Genomic DNA, 19922 nt, shown 5'->3' with positions numbered 1-19922 from the left:
GTTTCATAGCGCTTATCCCAATTTTATTTTAATTTTTTTGTCATTTCGACAGAGTAAAGCATGAACGACGAGAAATCTCATCATTATAGGATTTGTCCACATACTCTGTTCAGAATAATAAAAATCATATGATTTTGTATATCGAAAACAAGAAAATGACACCTTTAATGTATTTGTAATATGAATGATATTAATTTTTTCTTTGAAGCTATCCAGTCTGGTGAAAAAGACCGTGTTGAAGTGCTACTGAAATTACACCCAGAATTAGTAAACGCAAAAGATGCTAGAGGATTTACACCTTTAATATTTGCATCTTATTTTGATAAAAAAGATGTGGTTGAAACACTTTTAGATTTTAATGCTGAAATTGACGCTACAGATAGTTCAGGAAATACGGCACTTATAGGGGTTGCTTTTAAAGGAAATACAGATTTAGCTACTCTTTTAATTAAAAAAGGAGCAGATGTTAATGCAAAAAACAGCCTGGGGATAACACCACTGATTTTTGCAGCTATGTATAATCAAACTGGAATGGTTGTGTTATTACTTAAGCATGAAGCAGATGTAACTCAAAAGGATAATCAAGGAAAAACAGTATTGGATTATGCAAAAGAAAAAGGATTTGAAGCTATTGTGGATCTTTTGAAATAGTATTTTCAAGAGGTCTTTTAAAAAGGAGGGTTTTAACTATTTTATTTCTTTTCGTATCGCAGATGAATTAGACCAGATTCAAATTGTTTACTTGGTAAAGCTTTCAGGTTTATCATTGGTGTTCCACCATTAAAGAGCCTTTTTCCATCTCCAAGAATAATTGGAATTACTGAAACTCTATATTCATCTATCAGATTTTTTTCCATTAAGAGCTTTACAATTTGTCCACCACCATCGCAATAAATATTTTTACCATTTTCATTTTTAAATCTATTTATTAATTCTTCAATACCCCCGTTGTAGAATGTTATTCCATTTTGGTCTTCCCTTTCTTGTCTGGTAATCACATAGCATTTGTGTTGTTCGGATGGTGGAAATGTTCCTCCAGTCATTTTGAGTACTGTTTTATAAGTTGTTCTTCCGACAATATAAGTATCTACAGTTTTATTAAATTCCATATAACCATAATCTTCTCCTTCTTTTTTCACCACAGAAAGCCAAGAAAGGTCATCGTCATTTGTGGCTAAAAATCCGTCAAGACTCATGCTTATATATAAAATCAATTTTCTATGATTCAATTTCATCAATTTTTTAAGTGCTGCATTTAAATAGCATACATGCAAAGATAAAGTTTAGTTTCAATACTGAAACAAGTTCCATACGCGTGAAGTTTATTGGTTGTTAAATGAAGGGAACAGGTTCTTTTATAAACCCAAATTTCAATCCAAAACAAAAAACCACCCTGCTTTCGCAAAGTGGTTTTGTAATAATACCATTTCTACATTGAAATGACCGCAATAAAATGCCCTTTTTTCCTTTCTGCTTCAATATAAAAAGAAATCGTAACTATGGCTATGCTTTATTTTTCTATATCGTATAAAGAAAAAAATCTTCATTTTCTTTTGCAGTAATTTCAATGCAGATATGGTATAAAACTCATTTTTATTTTTCAATTTATGTATCAATAGAACCTATAACACGGCTCATAAAACTATTTAAAGCTTCTTTTTTTGGTGTTCCGGACTTCGTCATTTTATGGACTTCAATAGCGCCATACATATTGGAAATTAGTTCGCCAATAACATCTAATTCTTCATCTTTTAAAGATGCTACTTCTGTTAAAGCTTCTAAAGTTTCAATAGTTTCAACTACGAAATCTTCATCGTTGTCCTCAATAAATTGAGTGAGATGCTTAATAACTGGTAACTTCATTAATTGAATATATTTTTTTCATTTCCGCGAAGGCGGAAATCTCTTTAATTTTTTTGAGTGCTTTAATTATTTCCGCGAAAGCGAAAACTCTAAACAACTTCTTCAACAAGTTCTTTTAAAACCTCAAACTTATTTGTTTGTACTTGATTTACGAATGCTCCATTTTTAAAGGTTGCAAACGTTGGTAAATTATCAACTGTGGCCAGCTTTCTACTTTCTGGAAATTTTTCCGCGTCAGCGATAACAAAAGTAATAGCTTCCAATTCTGAAGCTAGTTTCTTTACTTTTGGTTTCATAATTCGACAATTTCCACACCAAGTAGCTGAATACTGCACCACTACAGTTTTATTTTTAGCAACCAAGTCTTGTAAATTATCTTCGTTTAATTCTTTAATCATAACTTAACTATGTTTTTAAGACCTGTCAGGTTTTGAAAACCTGACAGATACTGAGAACTATTTTTTAGTTAGCATGAGCAGCTAAATACTCAGCTGTAGCTTTAGCATTGGCACTCATAGCATCTTTACCTTCTTCCCAGTTTGCCGGACAAACTTCACCTTTTTCTTGCACGTGTGTTAAAGCATCAACTAAACGAAGATATTCACCAACGTTTCTACCTAAAGGCATGTTGTTAATGCTTTCGTGTTGTACCACACCAGCTTCATCAATAATGTAAGTGGCTCTGTAAGTCACGTTATCGCCTTCTACTTGAATAGTTCCTGTTTCTTCATCAAAAGTTTCGTTAGTGATATCTAAGATATCTAAAACACTAGATAGGTTTCTGTTGCTGTCTGCAAGAATAGGGTAAGTAACACCTTCAATACCTCCATTGTCTTTTGCAGTACTTAACCATGCAAAGTGAACTTCAGGAGTATCACAAGACGCACCAATTACTATGGTGTTTCTTTTTTCAAATTCACCTAAAGCAGCTTGAAATGCATGTAATTCTGTTGGACATACAAAAGTGAAATCTTTTGGATACCAAAATAATACTACTTTTTTCTTATTGTTAACTGCTTCTTCTAGAACGTTTAATTTAAAAGTATCGCCCATATCGTTCATTGCGTCAACGTTTAAGCTTGGAAATTTTTTTCCTACTAATGCCATTTTATTTTTTTGTAAGAACTGGTTTGTTATTTTTTGATTGAAGCGAAAAATCACAAGCCAGTTCAATTAATGATTCGCTTTTAAGTGTGCAAAAATATGGTGCAACAATAGAAAAGTAAACCTTACAAAATTTTAAAAACTTATTGATTAATAGTATTTATTTATGCGAACTGAAAATGAGAGAGTTACTTCGAGTTAGAAGATTTTAATTGCCTGATTTTAATTGAAAACGCTGCAAAAAATAAGGTTGTAAACGGGCTTAGCCAATTGAAAACGGCATATATAAAATACTCACCAACGCCTACACCTAAAACACTAGATTGATAGGCGCCACATGTATTCCAAGGAATTAGTACTGAAGTTACTGTTCCTGAATCTTCTAAAGTTCTACTTAAATTTTCTGGAGCTAAACCTTTATCCTCAAAAGCTTTTTTAAACATTTTACCAGGGATTACAATGGCTAAATATTGGTCTGATGCAATCACGTTTAAGCCTAAACAACTTATTACCGTAGTTGCAAATAATCCAAAAACTGATGTGGCCACAGACAGTAAAGCACTGGTTATTCTAGAAAGTGCACCAATACCGTCCATAATACCGCCGAATACCATAGCGCAAAGAATAAGATAGATTGTCCAAAGCATCCCTTTCATGCCGCCTGCAGAAAAGAGGTCGTTTAATTTCTCGTTTTCTGTAGTTATTTGTGTGTCAGTAAAAATGGAAGTAAATATTGATGATAATTTAGAAGTTCCTAAACTATTTAAAATATCTGGTTGAAAAATAAAAGCGAAAACTGCTGCCAATAAAATCCCAGCGCTTAAGGCAATTAATGGTTTTGTTTTTAAAAGAATTAAACCGATAACAGCCAACGGAACCAAAAATAACCAATGTGTAATATTGAAAGTGGTATTAATGGTTTCTAATAAATTACTCACATCTGAACGACCAGTAGTTGTAATAGTAAAACTTAAAATTCCAAAAACAATAAGTGTTATTATTATTGTAGGTACTGTGGTAATAGTCATATACTTTATATGTGTAAATAAATCGGTTCCAGCCATTGCAGGCGCAAGGTTTGTGGTGTCACTTAGCGGTGACATTTTATCTCCAAAATAGGCACCAGAAATAACGGCACCAGCTATCATTCCTGGGTTTATGCCTAAAGCTGTTCCAATTCCAACAAGCGCAATACCAACGGTTGCAGAGGTGGTCCATGAACTGCCTGTGGCAATCGATATAATTGCTGCTATAACTACAGATGCAGGCAAAAATATTTCAGGACTTAAAACCTGTAAACCATAATATACCATGGCTGGAATTACACCACTAACTAGCCATGTGCCAGCTAATGCGCCTACTAAAAAAAGAATCATGATAGGAATAAAAACACTTTTTAAGTTTTCCCATATTTCAGATAGCATGATGTTAATAGAAACCTTGTTAAAAAAACCAACAACTGCTGCTACACCACCACCTAGAAGTAAAATAATTTGATTTGTATAAGTTCCAAACCATTCTTGATCTTCTACAAAAAAGACGTTATATGCTAGCATTCCCATTAAAATAACGACTGGAATTAAAGCTTCCCAAATATTCAATTCTATATTTTCAATAATGTTTTGTTTGTCTGCTTTAAACTCAGAAATATTGTCGCCGTCTTGCATATAGTATTTTTTTTAGTCTCGTAATGTTACGATATTATTGTTCATTTTCAAAATTGTGGAACTTATTTGAAAATCAGTGTCTTATGAGTACACGTTTTAATAATATTAACTAAATGTTCTTTGCTTTGTCTCTTATGTCGTCATTTGTTGTTTTAGGGTTATTTATATATAAGCGTGAATTTTTTCATAATTCAAAAGATAGTCTATCCCTATCTGATAATCATTCTGAAGAAATAGAAAACTATTTTGAAGAATCATTTTCTGATTTTAGAATTTTTAAAAACAACCAAAGCTTAGAAGTTAATTTAGAAATACATGATTCAATATAAAAAAACATTGGAAGTTAAAATAATAGTTAAACACTTAAAACGATTTATCTCAAATGGAATTATTGGCCTTTAAAAAATAGAATGTTTTTGGTGATCATGTAGATCAAAATAAGATAATAAACGAATTATAAGAGAGCGAATTACAGAACTTTAATGAAATAAAAAAAAACGTCATTCTAAAAACCAAGCTGATAAAACTTAAGAATGAATCCCTTAGTTCCTTAAATTTATGTTCTTAAAATATGGATTCACTAACTCAGATTATTTTAGGCTGCTTGTGGAGATGCTATTGGAAAGAAAATCGGAAATAAAGCCTTGTTATTTGGCGTCATTCCAGATTTAGATGTATTTGTTGGCAACTTACTTTATGGAAACATAATTGACGCTATATTGTTTCATAGCGGGTTTATACATCCTATTTAGACTGTTTTACGCCTTATGGTACACCATTATTTACGCCCCTCAGTAGTTATCGCGTAGCTTGGTGAGGCACTGTATATCTCCGTGTTATAATTCTAAAACCCCAATTTCCACCATACACTCACGCATCACATTATAAGTACGTTCAATATCAGCATCTAAGCCAATAGAAAAACGAATCAACCCATCGCTTAAACCCATTTCCTTTTGTTCATCTTCAGGAATCTCAGAAGAGGTAGAACTTCCAGGAGCAGAAAATAATGTTTTATAAAAACCAAGGCTAACAGCTAGGTAACCTAAATTTCTATTTTGCATCAATTCCATCAATTTGTTGGCTTTTTCTAGAGAACCAACGTCTATGGTTAGCATGCCACCATATCCATAAGCTTCATTCATCATGCTTTTGAATTGCTCGTGAGAAGGATGAGATTTTAGTCCAGGATAAACTGTTTTTAAACCATCTGCTTCAAATTTATTAGCTAAATACAAACCATTTTTGCTATGTTGTTGCATTCTTATATGAAGTGTTCTTAAGTTTTTTAAAACTGAAGCAGCCCTCAAGCTATCCATGGTTGATCCCAAAAGCATACATGCACCATCATTTACATTTCGCAAATCATTTATAAATTCTTGAGTTCCACAAACCACGCCACCAACAGTGTCACTTGAGCCATTTATAAACTTTGTTAAACTATGAATCACAATATCAGCACCTAAGGTAGCCGGTGAAATTGATAATGGAGAAAATGTATTGTCAACTACTAATTTTAAATTGTGTTTTTTGGCAATTTTAGCTAAGCCTTTAATATCAGCAACTTCTAAAAGGGGGTTGCTTACAGACTCACAAAATATAATCTTTGTGTTTTTGGTTATTGAGGCTTCTACAACATCAAGTTTCGTTATGTCAACAAAACTTGTTTTAATATTAAACTTTGGTGTAAAATTTTTAAGAAAGGCATAAGTTCCGCCATAAATGGTTCTGCTTGAAATAATATGATCTCCAGCACCACATAACTGCAAGATAACGGGTGTAATTGCACCCATTCCTGATGCTGATACATTAGCAGTTTCTGTTCCTTCCATAGCCGCTAAAGCTTCTCCTAAATATAAATTTGAAGGTGTAGAATGACGAGAATATAGGTAGCATCCATCGGCATTTCCTTCAAACGTATCAAACATGGTTTTTGCTGATAGAAATGTGTAAGTTGATGAATCTGAAATTGAAGGATTAACTCCTCCAAATTCGCCAAAATACTGTAAGTCTTGAATGTTATTTGCAGGTTTAAATGCCATAATTTTTAATTTTGTCAGGTTGAGCGCGGTCGAAACCTATTATTAATATAATTAATATTTAATTCAAAATTCAGTAATTATAGATTAAAAAACAATTGATTTGTATGATATTAGAAAATAAAACTAATTTATGTTATATTTATAGTTTAAATAACACAATTAGGTTTGTTTTTAAACATTTCAATGAAATATTTTCAATTATGATATTTGATACTACCGATAAAAAACTACTAGAATACTTACAACAGGATAGTAAGCAAACCAATAAGGAACTTTCAAATAAGTTGGGTTTATCTGTTACAGCAGTTTACGAACGGATAAAAAAACTTGAAAAAGAGGGGTATATTAATGGCTATATTGCGGTTGTTAATAAAGATAAGGTTGATAGGAATTTTGTTGTGTTTTGCCATGTTAAATTGATTCAGCATAGTCAAGAATTTGTAGTAAGTTTTGAGAGAGAAGTGAAGCGCATAGATGAAGTGCTGGAGTGTTATCATTTAAGTGGCGATTACGACTACCTTCTTAAAGTTATTGTTAAAGATATGGCGGCTTTTAGAGAGTTTATGGTTAAAAAATTAACAAGTATAAATCATATTGGAAGCACACATAGTATGTTTGTAATCAACGAAGTAAAGTATAGTAATGCCATTAATTTCTAGATGAATTCAATTAAATATAAAGGCTTGGAGTTTTTTGTCATTTTTATATTGATACCAACAAGTTTTACATTAAACTATTCATTTTGGGTTAAATTGGGTGTTGGTTTTTTTGGATTTATTTATGTGATTTATGTTTTATTGAAAATTGAAAACCAGAAATTTGAGATTTCAAAATATTTAGATTGGAAATTTTTTTGGAAATCAACCATCATAAAGTTAGTTTTAATTGCAATTATTACAACAGGATTTGTTTGGATAACCGATAGCGCATCACTTTTTAGTGTTATGCTTAACAAGCCCATAAAATGGCTTGTATTATTATTTGTTTATAGTTTCTTTTCTGTTTATCCCCAAGAATTAATTTATAGAACATTTTTCTTCAAAAGGTATGCGGGTTTATTCAAAAATGAAGGGTTACTTATTTTTGTTAATGCCATTTTCTTTTCTCTAGCACATCTTTTTTTTGGAAGTGTTTTGGTGCTTGTTTTAACTTTTCTAGGCGGGTTATTATTTGCTTATACCTACAAAAAAACACAATCTACACTTCTGGTATCTATTGAACATGCTATTTATGGCTGTTGGCTTTTTACAGTAGGTATGGGTGAAATGCTTGGTTTTCCTGTGTAAATTTATTGATAATTTTCTTTTTACGATATATAATATTACGATAACAAAATCTTTTACTATTTTAGAGCAGCTATTATTAACTAAAAATCAAAATAAAACATGAAAAAATTAGGACTGATTATTTTAGGATTCATTATTGGAGCGGTATTAACGTATTATTTTTGTCCCCGACAAATTGATGATATGTACACTACGGATGTAGAAAAGGTAATTCCAAAAGACACTATTTCTGTTGCACAAGCCAAAATATTAAGTAAAAATTGGGAAAATAATAATGCTACAGAAATAGACTCAACATTTGAAGTTGAAGGTTCAAAAAAGAAAATACGTTCTGTTTGGTGGTCACTAAAAGAAGTTAATGAGTACTTAGCTTATGCAAAAGCAAAATCGGATTCTTTAGGATATACTATGACGGGTGTTCGCGTGTATCTAGGTAACTATGGTAAAAATTCAAACCCAATAAAAAAGAATAGAAATACCATGTTTATTGTACCAACAGGTCCCAAGAAACATTCTAAAGCAAGTAGTTTAAATCTGTTTTTACCACCATCAGATACTGATATTCTTGCACCGCCTTTAAATGAAGGAGGAGGAAGTGGCAACGGTTATCCACAATAATTTGTGCAAGAATTTTTATTAGAAAACTATAGTGTATTAACACATTCAGTTGAAGCCATGGCGGCCTTAACAGGAATATTTTTATTTAAATATTACAGAAAATCTGTCGCAAAATATTTCATATATTTTTTGATTTTTTTAACCTTTTGTGATTTTTTGAATACATATACTTGGTTAGTGAAACCTGATAAATCACTTAGTTTTTTAATAGGTACTTTAATTCAAAAAAACTATTGGTGGTCAACTTTATTTTGGAAAATAGGTGCTATAATGTTTTTTGCATTCTACTATCAAAAAATTATAAAAGCTAAACATTTTAAAAATATTATTAAGTATGCTAGCTATATTTTTCTTACCTTTTCAATGATTTATATTTCGTTGAATTGGGAAGATTTTTTCAACAGTTTCTTCCCTAGCATTAGTATTTTTGGGGCAATTATTGTTTTTTTATGCACTGTTTTTTATTTTTTAGAAATACTTCAAAATGATGAAATATTAACCTTTTACAAATCATTAAATTTCTATATTAGTGCTGCTATTTTTATATGGTGGTTAATTATTACACCTATTGTTTTCTATGATAATTATACTTCATACGAAATTGGTGTTTATGAAAGAGATTGGGATTATATAAAATTGAGAAGGCTTTTATATTTATCCGCTAATATACTTATGTATTCAACTTTTACCTTTGCTTTAATATGGTGCAGACCTCAGAAAGACTAGCTAGTACAGCTTCAGAACGTTATTTATTGGTGTATATGATATTAGTTTTAATTATCATTACCTCACTAGTAATTGTGTTTTTTGTGGTGTTTCAGAAACGTAAAAATAAATTACTACTAGATCAGATTAAGCAACAACAAGCCTTTGAGCAAGAAATTATTCAGGCGCAAACCGAAGCTCAAGAACAAACATTAAAAAATATAGGATGGGAATTACATGACAATGTGGGTCAGTTATTGTCATTCGCAAGTATGCAATTGAGTATTTTAAAGATGCAAGTGTCTGATGATGTTAAAGAAAAGTTTAAAGATACCACAGAAGCACTTAGCAATGGTTTAAAAGAAGTACGCTCATTGTCCAAGACATTAAATAACGATGTGATTTTAAACATTGGTTTTGAGAAGTCTATTACCAATGAGTTAGACCGATTAAAGAAAATGAAGTTTACATCGGCAGAACTTAAAATTATTGGAAATAAAGCCGATTTTAATGACCGGAAACATGAAATTATTATTTTTAGAATTCTTCAAGAGTTTTTATCTAATACGGTTAAATATTCTGAAGCAAAAAATATAAGTATTACTCTAGATTATAAACCTGACAATATAATTATTATCGCAACTGATGACGGGAAAGGCTTTGATATAAATGCCATAGAAAAAGGATCAGGTTTAATTAATATGAAAAGCAGAGCAACTTTAATTGGCGCTGATTTGGATTTGAATTCTAAACTAGGTGAAGGTGTAAAACTTGTTTTAAACTATCCTTTAGCTTGATTATCCGAAATACTTAAAAACGGTTCTTAGTAAACTCATTTTCCCTTTGTAAGGCGCATACCTAAATGAAGGATCAAACCAATTACCACGTTTTACAATAGGTTTTGTATTTGAAAAGGTATTAAAACCATGTTTTCCATGGTATTTGCCCATACCGCTAGCACCAACACCTCCAAATGGTAATCTGTGATTTCCAAAATGAATTAATAAATCATTAATTACACCACCACCAAAACTGTATTTTTCAATGGTTTCTTTAATAAAAGAGGTATTGTTTGAAAACACATAGAACGATAGAGGTTTCTCTATATTCCATATAATCTGTTCAATATCTTCTTCAGTGTCATAAGTTAAAATCGGCAAAATCGGACCAAATATTTCTTCTTGCATTAGTTGACTATTCAAATTAGGTTCATCAACTATGGTAGGCGAAATGTAGCATTCGTTCGCATTGATTTCACCACCAAAAGCAATGCTAGAATCCATAAGTAAGGTTTCAAGTCGTTTTATGTTGTTTTTATTGATTATTCTGGGGAAATCTGGTGATCCTTCAGGATTCTCACCATAGCGTCTTAAAATTTCAGTTTTCAAAACAGCAATAAGTTCCTGTTTAATATTAGACTTGGCAATAACATAATCTGGTGCAATACAGGTTTGTCCACCATTTAAAAATTTGCCCCAAACTAATCTTCTAGCTACAAGTTTTAAATTTACCGAATCGTCAATAATACAAGGCGATTTTCCACCAAGTTCTAACACCACAGGCGTTAAATATTTTGCTGCAGCTTGGGCAACAATTTTTCCAATCTTTGTACTTCCAGTAAAGAAAATATAGTCCCATTTTTGGGCTAATAATGCTGTTGATATCTCCACGCCACCTTCTATAGAAGTTGCATGGGATTCTGGGAACACATTTTTAATAATTCGAGTAATTACTTTAGAAGTATGTACTGTTAATTCGCTAGGCTTCACAACTACTGTATTTCCAGCCGCTAAAGCCATAATTAAAGGTTCCATGGCTAAAAGAAAAGGGTAATTCCATGGTGCTAGTATCAGTATAGTACCAAAAGGCTCTTGGTATAAATAATCTTTTGATGGAAATGTTAATAATGAAGATTTAATGCGTTTTGGTTTTGCCCATTTTTTTAAGTGTTTTATTGCTAAATTCAATTCAGAAATAACGATTCCAAATTCACTTAGGTAAGCTTCAAATTCAGATTTTTTAAAGTCTTTATTTAAAGCATCAATAACAGCTTGTTCATTAGCTAGAATTTCAACTTTTAATGCTTTTAAAAGAGATAGTCTATAATCTAAATCTTTTGTTTTTTGTGATTTAAAAAATCCACGTTGATGACTAATGATGTTAGATATGGTATCCAATACTAATGTTTTTTTAAAGGTATTCAAATTATACCAAATAGGTTTTAAAAAGAAATAATTTTAGTGTGAACAACGTTTTTTCAAAAAGCTATTTGGGCGCCTGCCTGCTGGAAGTCAGGATATAGCAAGTTTTTTGTTACTATTATCCTGTAAATACAATTAATTTTTCTTACAAATAAATCAAAAAATCCAAACAAAAAACCATTAGGACTTTACTAGTGATGTCGTATTAACGCAGTCTATATGTTTTGATTTTAGTTAGAAAAACTTGTAAACTTTAAATACGTTTATCTAACCAATTCTTAAGCTCATAAAAATTTTGAGGCGCTACACCATGACCCACAGGGAATTCTGAATACTTATACTTAATGTTTAAGCCATCCAAAAAAGGAGAAGTAAGTCTTGCCCAATCCACTGGAATTACTTGGTCTGCACTTCCGTGTGAGCAATAAAAATCTAAATTAGAATAATCTCGATGTTCTATATCCTTAGGAAAAATATCTTTGTTAATATAGCCACTAAGCGCTATAATGTTTTTTACTTTTTCAGGATAGGTTAAAGCTACAGCATAACTTAAAATAGTACCTTGGCTGAATCCTAGGAGAGATACATTATTTTTGTTTACCGGATATGTTGCTACAGCTTCATCAATAAATTTTGCAATTAAATCGCGAGATTCTATAGCTTGTTCATTATTGCTCCATTTTCCTTTTTCTTTATCAAAATTAATAGCATACCAAGCATTTCCAAAAGGTTGCATAGGATAGGGCGCTTTTACTGAAATTATAAAAAGTTCTTCTGGTAATTCCGAAGCAAACGAAAACAAATCGTTTTCGTCACTACCATAACCGTGCATCATTATTAGTAGTGGTGCATTTTCGGTTAAACTTGATTTTCTAATAACGTGATGTAAAGAGAGATTATTATTTATCATGTATTTGATTTAGGCTTTATGATTCGTGGCTAGGTTAGATACTTTTTGGAATTTTGTGTTTTGTTATTTTGGAATTTAATAGCTCGTGGACGCGTCCAGAGCTAGTTTATGATCCAAGATTTGCAAATATTTTTTGGTAAAAGCTGCCAACAAGAGGCACAGCTTGAGCTTTTCTGCTAATAGCGTTTATAAAACCGTAAATAAAGAGGACTGCAAAAAACAAATAAAATGCAGAGGTAATTAACCAACTATTAAAGTTTCCAATGATGTACCCTAAGGCAAAAAAAGTAAGCCATAACCCCAAAGACTGCCTGATGTGAAAACTTGCAAAGGCACTTTTTTTATCATCTTCATTATTCATGTAATACGCTATAATAACCCCAATGATGGTTATATAGCTTATTATTGCATTTTGGCGTCCTTTATCAATATCTAGTTCTGTCATGTTTAAGAATTTAAAACGACTTGGTTGTTAGAAATAATACCATAAGCCTTTCCTTTTAAAGTTTCATTTTCAAAAATGGAATTTTTAGATCTGGATACCATGTCTTTTTTAGAGAATGTGTATTTCGTATCTGGATTGAAAAGTGTCATATTCGCAGAACTTCCTTCATTAATTGGTGATTGTTCTACGCTAAATCTTGCTTTTCCTTTTGTTAAGACATCAATGGTCTTTTTTGTGGTAAAGATGCTTTGTAATGCTCCAAAAGCGCTTTCTAATCCAATGCTGCCATAATTAGCGTGATCGAATTCTATTTTCTTCTCTTCAATATCTATAGGATTGTGGTCGGTTGTAACCATATCTATAGTGCCATCTTTTACAGCTTCAATTAAAGCGTCTATATCAGTTTGTGTTCTAAGTGGTGGTAGTACTTTATAATTAGTGTCGAAATCTGTTAAAACATCATCAGTAAAATATAGATTGTGAATCGCTACACTACAGGTAACATCTAGTTTCTTCTTCTTTGCTTCTCTAATTAAATCGACTGAAGTTTCAGTTGAAATGGTTGGGATATGTAATTTGCCGCCAGTATATTCTAGTAAAAATAAATCTCTGGCAACTTGTAATTCTTCAGCTAAAGCCGGAATACCTTTTAAACCTAATCTGGTACTGGTTATGTTTTCATTCATAACGCCTTGACCAGAAATTTTATTCTCTTGCGGAAACGAGCATACTAATCCATCAAAATTACTGGCATACTGTAAAGCAATTTTCATCAAGTTTGGATTGGATATTGGCTTTTTATAGTCGTAAAATGCAACCGCACCAGCAGTACTCATGTCAAAAAGTTCGGCTAAATATTCACCTTTGCTTCCTGTGGTTAAAGCTCCAATAGGTAATAAGTTTACAGCATTATTGTTTGCTTTTGAGTTTAAAAACGTAATATTAGAATTGGAATCTATTATAGGATTTGTGTTGGCATTTACAGCAACAGAAGTAAAACCAGAATATGCGGCTGTTTTTAGGCCATTTTCAATAGTTTCACGTTCTTCATATCCAGGCTCCCCAAAACTAACACTACTATCAAACCAACCTTGCGATATATGAAGGTTGTCAAGCTTAATTTCTTCGTAATTTTTTGGATTTTTAATGCTTTTGGAAATCTTAGTAATCACACCATTTTCAATTAATAAATCTTGAGTTGTATTATGAAACTCGCTTTTTGAATCTATAATTGTGGCAGATTTTATAAGTATGTTCATTTAAAGAATTTTAAGATGAGCATTTCAATAATCAATAACGCTAATGCAAAAATAGCAAACCATTTCCATAGGGCGTTAACTTTTGTATCACTTTTTATGGTATCGAAAACTTTAGTGATTGAATCGCTAACTGTAACATTTTCTATTGAAGAAAGATTTCTGTATGTTAACTTACTTTCATTTCTGTTATAATTGTAACTCACGTTTTTAATGGTTTCGTTTTTGTTTTTTATTAAATAAGTACCTGAAAACGATGGCTCTTCTAAAGTTTTTACAACCACTTTATTATTAAAATATTGTTGCTTAGGTATCCTATTTATAGTTCCGTTTTCTAGAGATAAAACGGCATCTTGTTGCATTTTTGTTTCAACATCAAAAGTGTTTTCTTTACCAATGGTGTAATACAATACAGGAATTTTGAAACTTTGTTTCGCTATATTGTAAAACGTAGGGACTATTAACGGCGAATTTTTAAAATTAGAATTATCTTGGTTCAAAGCTGCAGTAAATATATAAGCGTTCTTTTTTTGTCCTAAGAATATTTTTTCATCTTCAAATTGTAAAACCGGTGATAGGCCAGAAGAAGCTATATTATAAAAGCTATTTACTTTTGGGTATTGAAAGTTTTTAACTTGCTTTTCAAAAACACCATTGTTATATAATGGATGCGAGTAATTTATGGTGGTTATGCGTTTTTCAGAAGTCATTACATCATTAAAACCGCCATTATAATTTGCTAATAATTGATTATAGGATGCCATATTAATTGCTTTTGAAGGCATTACAATTATGGAGCCTCCTTGACTGGTAAATTGTTTTAAAGCTGAAAATAAGGCAATAGGAATGCTGTTCAATTCATTCAAAATAATTAAATGTTGGACATCGATAAGATTGTAGTTTAGCTGATTTACGGGTGATGCATTGTAATTAAATTCGGTTTTGGGATATATGCGTTTTAAAAATGAATCATCCTGTCCATTGATGGCTAAAATATTAATTTTTGAAGCTTTATTAATGTTGAAATATAGCGTATTATCAAACTGCAAATTGGAATCATCAATAGTTATTTTTCCATTAATAATTTGGTCAACAGGAAGCGAAAATATGGTCTCAGCACCTTGCTCTATAGCTACAGAAGTTTTTGCAATAAGGTTATCATCGTTGTATAATGATACAGGTAAATTTTCAATAGGAATACCACTATTTTTTAATGTTACTTTTAATTCAATTGAAGAAGGATTTGTTTCAGAAATATAAATACTATCTATTGAAATGTTGTTACTGTTTAAGGGGTTTAAGTTTACTAAGTTTAAGTTAATTAAGGGGTCAGATTCAACTTTAAAACTTGATTTATCTTCTTGGAAATCAGATATTAAAATAATATTTTTTAAAGTGTTACTTTTATTATTGAAAAGCGTTTTACTTTTTAATAATACAGCTTCAGGTGATAAGCCGTTTGATGAATAATTAAGCTTTAATAAGTCGTTTTTAATAGCTTTAAGAGTTGTGTTTTTGAAAACGCCATCGTTTGTAATTATTGAAATATTTTGATTTTCAGGAACATTGGCAATGATATCTTGTACGGCACGTTTTAGCAATTCACCTTGATTGCCTTTGGCTTGCATGCTAAACGAATTATCTAAATAAATAATCGTTTCTTTTTCAGTCTTAAAACTATTAGATTTTGAAGTAAAAGGTTGAGCAAAAGCGATAACCAAAGCGGCAAGTAATAATAATCTAGTTAGTAAAATTAACCACTTTTTTATTTGCGAACTTTTACGCGTTTGAAGCGTCGCTTCTTTAAGAAACGCCACATTGGTAAAATCTACTTTTTGAAATTTACGAAGTTGAAATAAATGAACAATAATAGGAATGAGCAGTAAAAATAATGCGTAAAGAAGTTCTGGGTGTTTAAACTGCATGTTGATTTAGATTGCCCAAATATAGAAAATGCAAATGAATTTATAAAGATGCTTTTTGGTAATTACATTATTCCTTTGGATTTTGAAATTCTAAAACATTTACCTACAAGGTTAGCTAAACCTAAGTGTTCGGAGTACAAGAAATATAATTTAAAACGTAATAACTTCTAAATTAAGGAAAAAATAAAATGAAAGATATTAAAAAGAAACACCCCTAAAGTCCCCTCAAGGGGACAACTTACTCAGTTTAATATTACCATTGTCCTCTTGAGGGGACTTTAGAGGTGTAAACTAAAACAAAACCAGCATTTAAAACGCTTCAGAACACTTATGTTTAACTAAACCTTGCAGGATATATCGTGTTGCTAATTCCCTTTCCTTCGGAAAGGGTTAGGGATAGGATTAACAAAAGAAAACATAATCGCTAATAGACTTCATATTTAATTTATCCATGTAATCTCTTATTTCTGTCTGTGCTGTTTTGTTGGCAACGGTAATAATGCTTTGAGTATTTTCAATAGTTTCTAAACAATTAAAAGGGCTTAAAATTTTGCCGTATATATCTCTACCAATCTTTTTTGGATTATCGCAAATCCATTCAAAAGCCATGTTTTTTTCAATAAGTGATTTCGCAATAAACTTACCTTTGTGGCCAGCGCCCCAAACAACCAGTGTTTTTTCAGGTTTATAATCTAATTCTAAAAAGTAGTCCAGTTTTAAAGGAATAAAATGATTTTCTGCATAGTGTTCATTTGTTCTAGAAGTGCGATGGCTATAATCTCTCCAATCATGTAAAACAACATCACAAGGGATACATTTATAACGATGTTTGTAGAAGCGAAACGCTAAATCATAGTCCTCAGGATATCTGTTAGGTTCAAACGCATTACAGCTTATTAAATCTTCTCTATGTATCATCCAACAAGGTGAAGGGATAACACATTCTTTATAAATTTCAGAATAGTTGGTTCCGTTTTTAGTTAATCCATTCAACCAAATTTCATAACTTTTATATCCTGCTTTTATGCCTTCCGCAGAAAAATAATTAACCATGCCTACCGCAACATGCTGTTTTCCATAGGTTAGTAAATTATTTGATAATATTTTTAGCTTGTTTTGGCGCATGATATCATCACTGTCCATTCTAGTAATTAGTTCGCCAGTACTTTGGTTAAATGCTAATTTTAGAGCGTCAATAATACCACTTCCAGAATTTTTGAAAAGTTTAATTCTATCATCATGCTGTGCCATAGTTTCTACCATAGAAAAACTTGAGTCTGTTGAGTTGTCATCAACAATAAGTAGTTCCCAATTGGTATAGCTTTGCTTTATGATCGATTCTAAACAATCAACTATAAATTCCTCTGTATTTTTAAACGGAATTAGAATGCTTATTAATGGATTTTGCATACTGCGAATTTAACAAAACCTTAAGAAAGTAGCCCGTAACATTATGGTAATTTGCGCGTCAATTAAAAAACTATAAAATTCAAATTGATGAATACAAAAATTCTATTCGCTTTTTTTGCTGGAGCTGTGTTAGTTGGCTGTGGGTCAACTAAAAATATTAGCAACGATTTAGCAACAAGTTTACCTATTGAAACTTCAATAAATTTATCTAATATCACTAATGACAAAGCACCTGTAACTATTAATCCAGGGCGTTTCACAGTAGAAACAGTAACCTATAGACTGCCTAGAGTGGTTCAAGGTACATATTCTGTGAGTGACTTTGGTAAGTATGTGGACAACTTTAAAGCCTATGATTATAAAGGAATTGAAATGGTTGTAAATAAAGTGGATACGAATTCATGGACCATTGCAAATGCCAAAGAATTAGATAAAATCACCTATTTAGTAAACGATACGTATGATATTGAAACAACTGGAGGTATTGGAAAAGACACCCCTTTTTCACCATCAGGAACTAATTTGGAGCCTAATAATTATGTACTAAACTTATACGGGTTTATTGGATATTTTGATTCATTAAAAAACAATCAATATAAATTGGATGTTACTGCTGCATCAGGTTTTGTTCGCACATCTGCTTTACAGAATGTAAGTTCAAAGGCTAGTGAAGATGGTAAAAATGAAACTACAAGCTATTTTGCTCCTAGATATTTTGATATTACAGACAACCCAATGATGTATGGAAATCTTGATGTTGAAGAATTTCAAGTAGGCGATATTAAAATAGTTTTAAGTGTATATTCTCCAAACAAAGTACATTCAGCAGCATCACTAAAAAAGACTATTTTTAAAATGATGCAAGCTCAAAAAGCATATTTGGGAGATATAAACGTTACCCCTCGTTATGATATTTATTTGTATTTATCGGAAGGTAAAGAAGACTCTCCTAAAGGATTTGGTGCCTTAGAACACCATACCTCAACGGTTGTTGTGATGCCGGAAGCTTTGGATGAAGCGGCTTTGGCAGAAAGTATGATTGATGTGGTGTCTCATGAGTTTTTTCATATTGTAACACCATTAAGTGTACATTCAGAAGATATACATTATTTCGATTATAACAAACCAACATTTTCTAAGCATTTATGGATGTACGAAGGCGTTACAGAATATTTTGCAACCTTATTTCAAGTGGATCAAGGTTTAGTTGGAGAGAAAGATTTTTACAATAAAATAATGGAAAAAATTGAAGGTTCTAAGCGTTTAAATGATGCTATGAGTTTTACCATTATGAGTGAAAATGTTTTAAAAGCACCATATAAAGATCAATATTTAAACGTGTACCAAAAAGGTGCGTTAATAGGGATGTGTGTAGATATTTTAATGCGTGAAGAAAGTAACGGTAGCAGAGGTATTCTTTCTTTAATGAAAGAGTTATCTAGTAAATACGGGAAAAATAAACCGTTTGAAGATGATAAATTAATCGACGAAATTGTTGCTATGACGTATCCGTCGTTAGCAGAATTCTTTAGTGCACATGTAGTTGGAGATATTCCAATTAACTACAATACATTCTTCGAAAAAGTAGGCTTAGAGCTAGGAGAAGGACAAATAGAAGCAAACTATATTTTAATGAATGGCGCTCCAATAGTGAGCGGAGCTCGCGATAAAGGCATTTTCTTTATAGACAGTGTTTTAGAAAATAGTTTCTGGAAAGCGCAAGGGGCACAACCGTATGATATTATCAAAGCAATTGATGGTGAAAAAGTAACCCTTCAAAATGCTAATAAAATTTTAGGTCAAGTATTTGGTTGGAAACCAGGAAGAGACATAGAAGTGAAACTTGAAAGAGCCGGTAAGGAAGTGATTATTAAAACCACCACCACGCAAGGTTACACAACAGTTAAGGCTCTAAAACAAAAGGAAGGGGCTACAGATGCTCAAAACACTTTACGCGAAGCTTGGTTAAAAGGCTAATAAAATTTTAGAAATATAAATTGAATTAACGATTGATGAACTTGTGGTTTATCAATCGTTTTTTTTATGGCGTTCCCAGTACCGATAGCTATCGCGACAGGAGGTCGGGATTGAAGTTTATCTTGAGCGCAAGACGAAAGGTTGCAATCTTTTTAAAACGTCACTACTAGAAGTTTGCGATGTGTCAATCTGTTAATTTTAGTTATTGTCAAAGTTTATTGCAACCCAATTTTTAAAAAGAATTTTCTCTGTAATCCCTAACCTTTAGTTTGCTATCTTATATTTTTAAATTGAAAGTTATTTTGTTTTTGGGGAGGTTCGTTTAACGTTATTGTATATGGTTTGTTGCGTGTTTAAGCACCTAATTTAGCAAATATAAACCGAATAGAAAATCCGCGAGGATTTTCGTAAGTAGGCTAGAACTAGCAATAAATTATATACGGTGTTGTGTGTTCGTGGTGTGTCCTGCGTTACTTGGGGATACAAAATATGATTAAGTTCATTGAAAAACAA

General features: G+C 31.6%; 20 protein-coding genes. 8 read left to right on the top strand and 12 right to left on the bottom strand.

The annotated features are described in order from the left end of the window. Positions 1 to 180 precede the first annotated feature (180 nt). Complete coding sequence (locus AAC024_RS13265) at positions 181 to 651, top strand: ankyrin repeat domain-containing protein (protein WP_339895966.1); 471 nt, start codon at positions 181 to 183, stop codon at positions 649 to 651. A 41-nt stretch (positions 652 to 692) separates the two neighbouring features. On the opposite strand, the gene AAC024_RS13260 is transcribed toward AAC024_RS13265, so the two are convergent. The 5 genes from AAC024_RS13260 to nhaC form a co-directional block, all read right to left on the bottom strand. After that, positions 693 to 1235 (bottom strand): dihydrofolate reductase family protein, encoded by a 543-nt coding sequence (locus AAC024_RS13260; protein ID WP_339895967.1) that lies wholly within the window; start codon positions 1233 to 1235, stop codon positions 693 to 695. A gap of 370 nt (positions 1236 to 1605) precedes the next feature. After that, positions 1606 to 1863, bottom strand: a complete 258-nt coding sequence (locus tag AAC024_RS13255) for a hypothetical protein (protein WP_339895965.1) — start codon at positions 1861 to 1863, stop codon at positions 1606 to 1608. An 89-nt stretch (positions 1864 to 1952) separates the two neighbouring features. Then, the gene (locus AAC024_RS13250) at positions 1953 to 2261 is read right to left on the bottom strand and encodes a thioredoxin family protein (RefSeq protein ID WP_339895964.1); all 309 of its coding nucleotides are present in this window, start codon (positions 2259 to 2261) and stop codon (positions 1953 to 1955) included. Between the two features lie 64 nt (positions 2262 to 2325). Then, positions 2326 to 2970 carry a peroxiredoxin gene (locus tag AAC024_RS13245; protein WP_339895963.1) on the bottom strand — a complete coding sequence of 215 codons (645 nt, stop codon included), beginning with the start codon at positions 2968 to 2970 and terminating at the stop codon, positions 2326 to 2328. A 185-nt stretch (positions 2971 to 3155) separates the two neighbouring features. Next, positions 3156 to 4634: a Na+/H+ antiporter NhaC gene (nhaC, locus tag AAC024_RS13240; protein WP_339895962.1), complete on the bottom strand. Its 1479-nt coding sequence runs from the start codon at positions 4632 to 4634 to the stop codon at positions 3156 to 3158. 113 nt (positions 4635 to 4747) lie between these two features. Between nhaC and AAC024_RS13235 the strand changes: the two genes are divergently transcribed. Further along, positions 4748 to 4963, top strand: a complete 216-nt coding sequence (locus AAC024_RS13235) for a hypothetical protein (protein WP_339895961.1) — start codon at positions 4748 to 4750, stop codon at positions 4961 to 4963. 507 nt (positions 4964 to 5470) lie between these two features. Here the strand turns inward: AAC024_RS13235 and AAC024_RS13230 are convergent. Beyond that, positions 5471 to 6676, bottom strand: a complete 1206-nt coding sequence (locus tag AAC024_RS13230; protein WP_339895960.1) for an aminotransferase class I/II-fold pyridoxal phosphate-dependent enzyme — start codon at positions 6674 to 6676, stop codon at positions 5471 to 5473. 200 nt (positions 6677 to 6876) lie between these two features. Between AAC024_RS13230 and AAC024_RS13225 the strand changes: the two genes are divergently transcribed. The 5 genes from AAC024_RS13225 (at position 6877) to AAC024_RS13205 (ending at position 10082) form a co-directional block, all read left to right on the top strand. Continuing rightward, positions 6877 to 7335, top strand: coding sequence for an Lrp/AsnC family transcriptional regulator (locus AAC024_RS13225; RefSeq protein ID WP_339895959.1), 459 nt, complete (start codon positions 6877 to 6879; stop codon positions 7333 to 7335). Further along, the gene (locus tag AAC024_RS13220; RefSeq protein ID WP_339895958.1) at positions 7336 to 7962 is read left to right on the top strand and encodes a CPBP family intramembrane glutamic endopeptidase; all 627 of its coding nucleotides are present in this window, start codon (positions 7336 to 7338) and stop codon (positions 7960 to 7962) included. A 99-nt stretch (positions 7963 to 8061) separates the two neighbouring features. Continuing rightward, a complete protein-coding gene (locus AAC024_RS13215; protein ID WP_339895957.1) occupies positions 8062 to 8580 on the top strand; it encodes a hypothetical protein in 519 nt (172 codons plus the stop codon). A gap of 3 nt (positions 8581 to 8583) precedes the next feature. Beyond that, positions 8584 to 9306 (top strand): hypothetical protein, encoded by a 723-nt coding sequence (locus AAC024_RS13210; RefSeq protein WP_339895956.1) that lies wholly within the window; start codon positions 8584 to 8586, stop codon positions 9304 to 9306. Then, a complete protein-coding gene (locus tag AAC024_RS13205; protein ID WP_339895955.1) occupies positions 9282 to 10082 on the top strand; it encodes a histidine kinase in 801 nt (266 codons plus the stop codon). Before AAC024_RS13210 ends, AAC024_RS13205 begins: the two co-directional genes overlap by 25 nt. Here the strand turns inward: AAC024_RS13205 and AAC024_RS13200 are convergent, their stop codons facing one another. The 6 genes from AAC024_RS13200 to AAC024_RS13175 all read right to left on the bottom strand — a co-directional run bounded on the left by AAC024_RS13200 (position 10083) and on the right by AAC024_RS13175 (position 17432). Beyond that, positions 10083 to 11489, bottom strand: coding sequence for an aldehyde dehydrogenase (locus AAC024_RS13200; RefSeq protein ID WP_339895954.1), 1407 nt, complete (start codon positions 11487 to 11489; stop codon positions 10083 to 10085). It lies immediately after the preceding gene. Positions 11490 to 11739: 250 nt separating this feature from the next. Then, positions 11740 to 12396 (bottom strand): alpha/beta fold hydrolase, encoded by a 657-nt coding sequence (locus AAC024_RS13195; RefSeq protein ID WP_339895953.1) that lies wholly within the window; start codon positions 12394 to 12396, stop codon positions 11740 to 11742. Positions 12397 to 12502: 106 nt separating this feature from the next. Continuing rightward, positions 12503 to 12841, bottom strand: a complete 339-nt coding sequence (locus tag AAC024_RS13190; RefSeq protein WP_339895952.1) for a hypothetical protein — start codon at positions 12839 to 12841, stop codon at positions 12503 to 12505. Positions 12842 to 12843: 2 nt separating this feature from the next. After that, positions 12844 to 14100 carry a dihydroorotase gene (locus AAC024_RS13185; RefSeq protein ID WP_339895951.1) on the bottom strand — a complete coding sequence of 419 codons (1257 nt, stop codon included), beginning with the start codon at positions 14098 to 14100 and terminating at the stop codon, positions 12844 to 12846. Then, positions 14097 to 16022 (bottom strand): BatA domain-containing protein, encoded by a 1926-nt coding sequence (locus AAC024_RS13180; protein WP_339895950.1) that lies wholly within the window; start codon positions 16020 to 16022, stop codon positions 14097 to 14099. Before AAC024_RS13180 ends, AAC024_RS13185 begins: the two co-directional genes overlap by 4 nt. Positions 16023 to 16424: 402 nt before the next feature. Further along, complete coding sequence (locus AAC024_RS13175; RefSeq protein ID WP_339895949.1) at positions 16425 to 17432, bottom strand: glycosyltransferase family 2 protein; 1008 nt, start codon at positions 17430 to 17432, stop codon at positions 16425 to 16427. Positions 17433 to 17519: 87 nt separating this feature from the next. Between AAC024_RS13175 and AAC024_RS13170 the strand changes: the two genes are divergently transcribed. Further along, positions 17520 to 19409: a peptidase M61 gene (locus tag AAC024_RS13170; protein ID WP_339895948.1), complete on the top strand. Its 1890-nt coding sequence runs from the start codon at positions 17520 to 17522 to the stop codon at positions 19407 to 19409. Positions 19410 to 19922: the final 513 nt, after the last annotated feature.

Origin of the sequence: uncultured Algibacter sp., assembly GCF_963976535.1 — a bacterium.
Classification (GTDB): Bacteria; Bacteroidota; Bacteroidia; order Flavobacteriales; family Flavobacteriaceae; genus Algibacter_B.
This window is presented reverse-complemented; position numbering and strand designations above follow the sequence as displayed.

What these genes read in the sequence shown, in the direction of transcription:
- AAC024_RS13265 (WP_339895966.1), top strand. Translation starts at nt 181, where the DNA reads ATGAATGATATTAATTTTTTCTTTGAAGCTATCCAGTCTGGTGAAAAA.
- AAC024_RS13260 (WP_339895967.1), bottom strand. Translation starts at nt 1,235, where the DNA reads ATGAAATTGAATCATAGAAAATTGATTTTATATATAAGCATGAGTCTT.
- AAC024_RS13255 (WP_339895965.1), bottom strand. Translation starts at nt 1,863, where the DNA reads ATGAAGTTACCAGTTATTAAGCATCTCACTCAATTTATTGAGGACAAC.
- AAC024_RS13250 (WP_339895964.1), bottom strand. Translation starts at nt 2,261, where the DNA reads ATGATTAAAGAATTAAACGAAGATAATTTACAAGACTTGGTTGCTAAA.
- AAC024_RS13245 (WP_339895963.1), bottom strand. Translation starts at nt 2,970, where the DNA reads ATGGCATTAGTAGGAAAAAAATTTCCAAGCTTAAACGTTGACGCAATG.
- nhaC (WP_339895962.1), bottom strand. Translation starts at nt 4,634, where the DNA reads ATGCAAGACGGCGACAATATTTCTGAGTTTAAAGCAGACAAACAAAAC.
- AAC024_RS13235 (WP_339895961.1), top strand. Translation starts at nt 4,748, where the DNA reads ATGTTCTTTGCTTTGTCTCTTATGTCGTCATTTGTTGTTTTAGGGTTA.
- AAC024_RS13230 (WP_339895960.1), bottom strand. Translation starts at nt 6,676, where the DNA reads ATGGCATTTAAACCTGCAAATAACATTCAAGACTTACAGTATTTTGGC.
- AAC024_RS13225 (WP_339895959.1), top strand. Translation starts at nt 6,877, where the DNA reads ATGATATTTGATACTACCGATAAAAAACTACTAGAATACTTACAACAG.
- AAC024_RS13220 (WP_339895958.1), top strand. Translation starts at nt 7,336, where the DNA reads ATGAATTCAATTAAATATAAAGGCTTGGAGTTTTTTGTCATTTTTATA.
- AAC024_RS13215 (WP_339895957.1), top strand. Translation starts at nt 8,062, where the DNA reads ATGAAAAAATTAGGACTGATTATTTTAGGATTCATTATTGGAGCGGTA.
- AAC024_RS13205 (WP_339895955.1), top strand. Translation starts at nt 9,282, where the DNA reads ATGGTGCAGACCTCAGAAAGACTAGCTAGTACAGCTTCAGAACGTTAT.
- AAC024_RS13195 (WP_339895953.1), bottom strand. Translation starts at nt 12,396, where the DNA reads ATGATAAATAATAATCTCTCTTTACATCACGTTATTAGAAAATCAAGT.
- AAC024_RS13190 (WP_339895952.1), bottom strand. Translation starts at nt 12,841, where the DNA reads ATGACAGAACTAGATATTGATAAAGGACGCCAAAATGCAATAATAAGC.
- AAC024_RS13185 (WP_339895951.1), bottom strand. Translation starts at nt 14,100, where the DNA reads ATGAACATACTTATAAAATCTGCCACAATTATAGATTCAAAAAGCGAG.
- AAC024_RS13180 (WP_339895950.1), bottom strand. Translation starts at nt 16,022, where the DNA reads ATGCAGTTTAAACACCCAGAACTTCTTTACGCATTATTTTTACTGCTC.
- AAC024_RS13175 (WP_339895949.1), bottom strand. Translation starts at nt 17,432, where the DNA reads ATGCAAAATCCATTAATAAGCATTCTAATTCCGTTTAAAAATACAGAG.
- AAC024_RS13170 (WP_339895948.1), top strand. Translation starts at nt 17,520, where the DNA reads ATGAATACAAAAATTCTATTCGCTTTTTTTGCTGGAGCTGTGTTAGTT.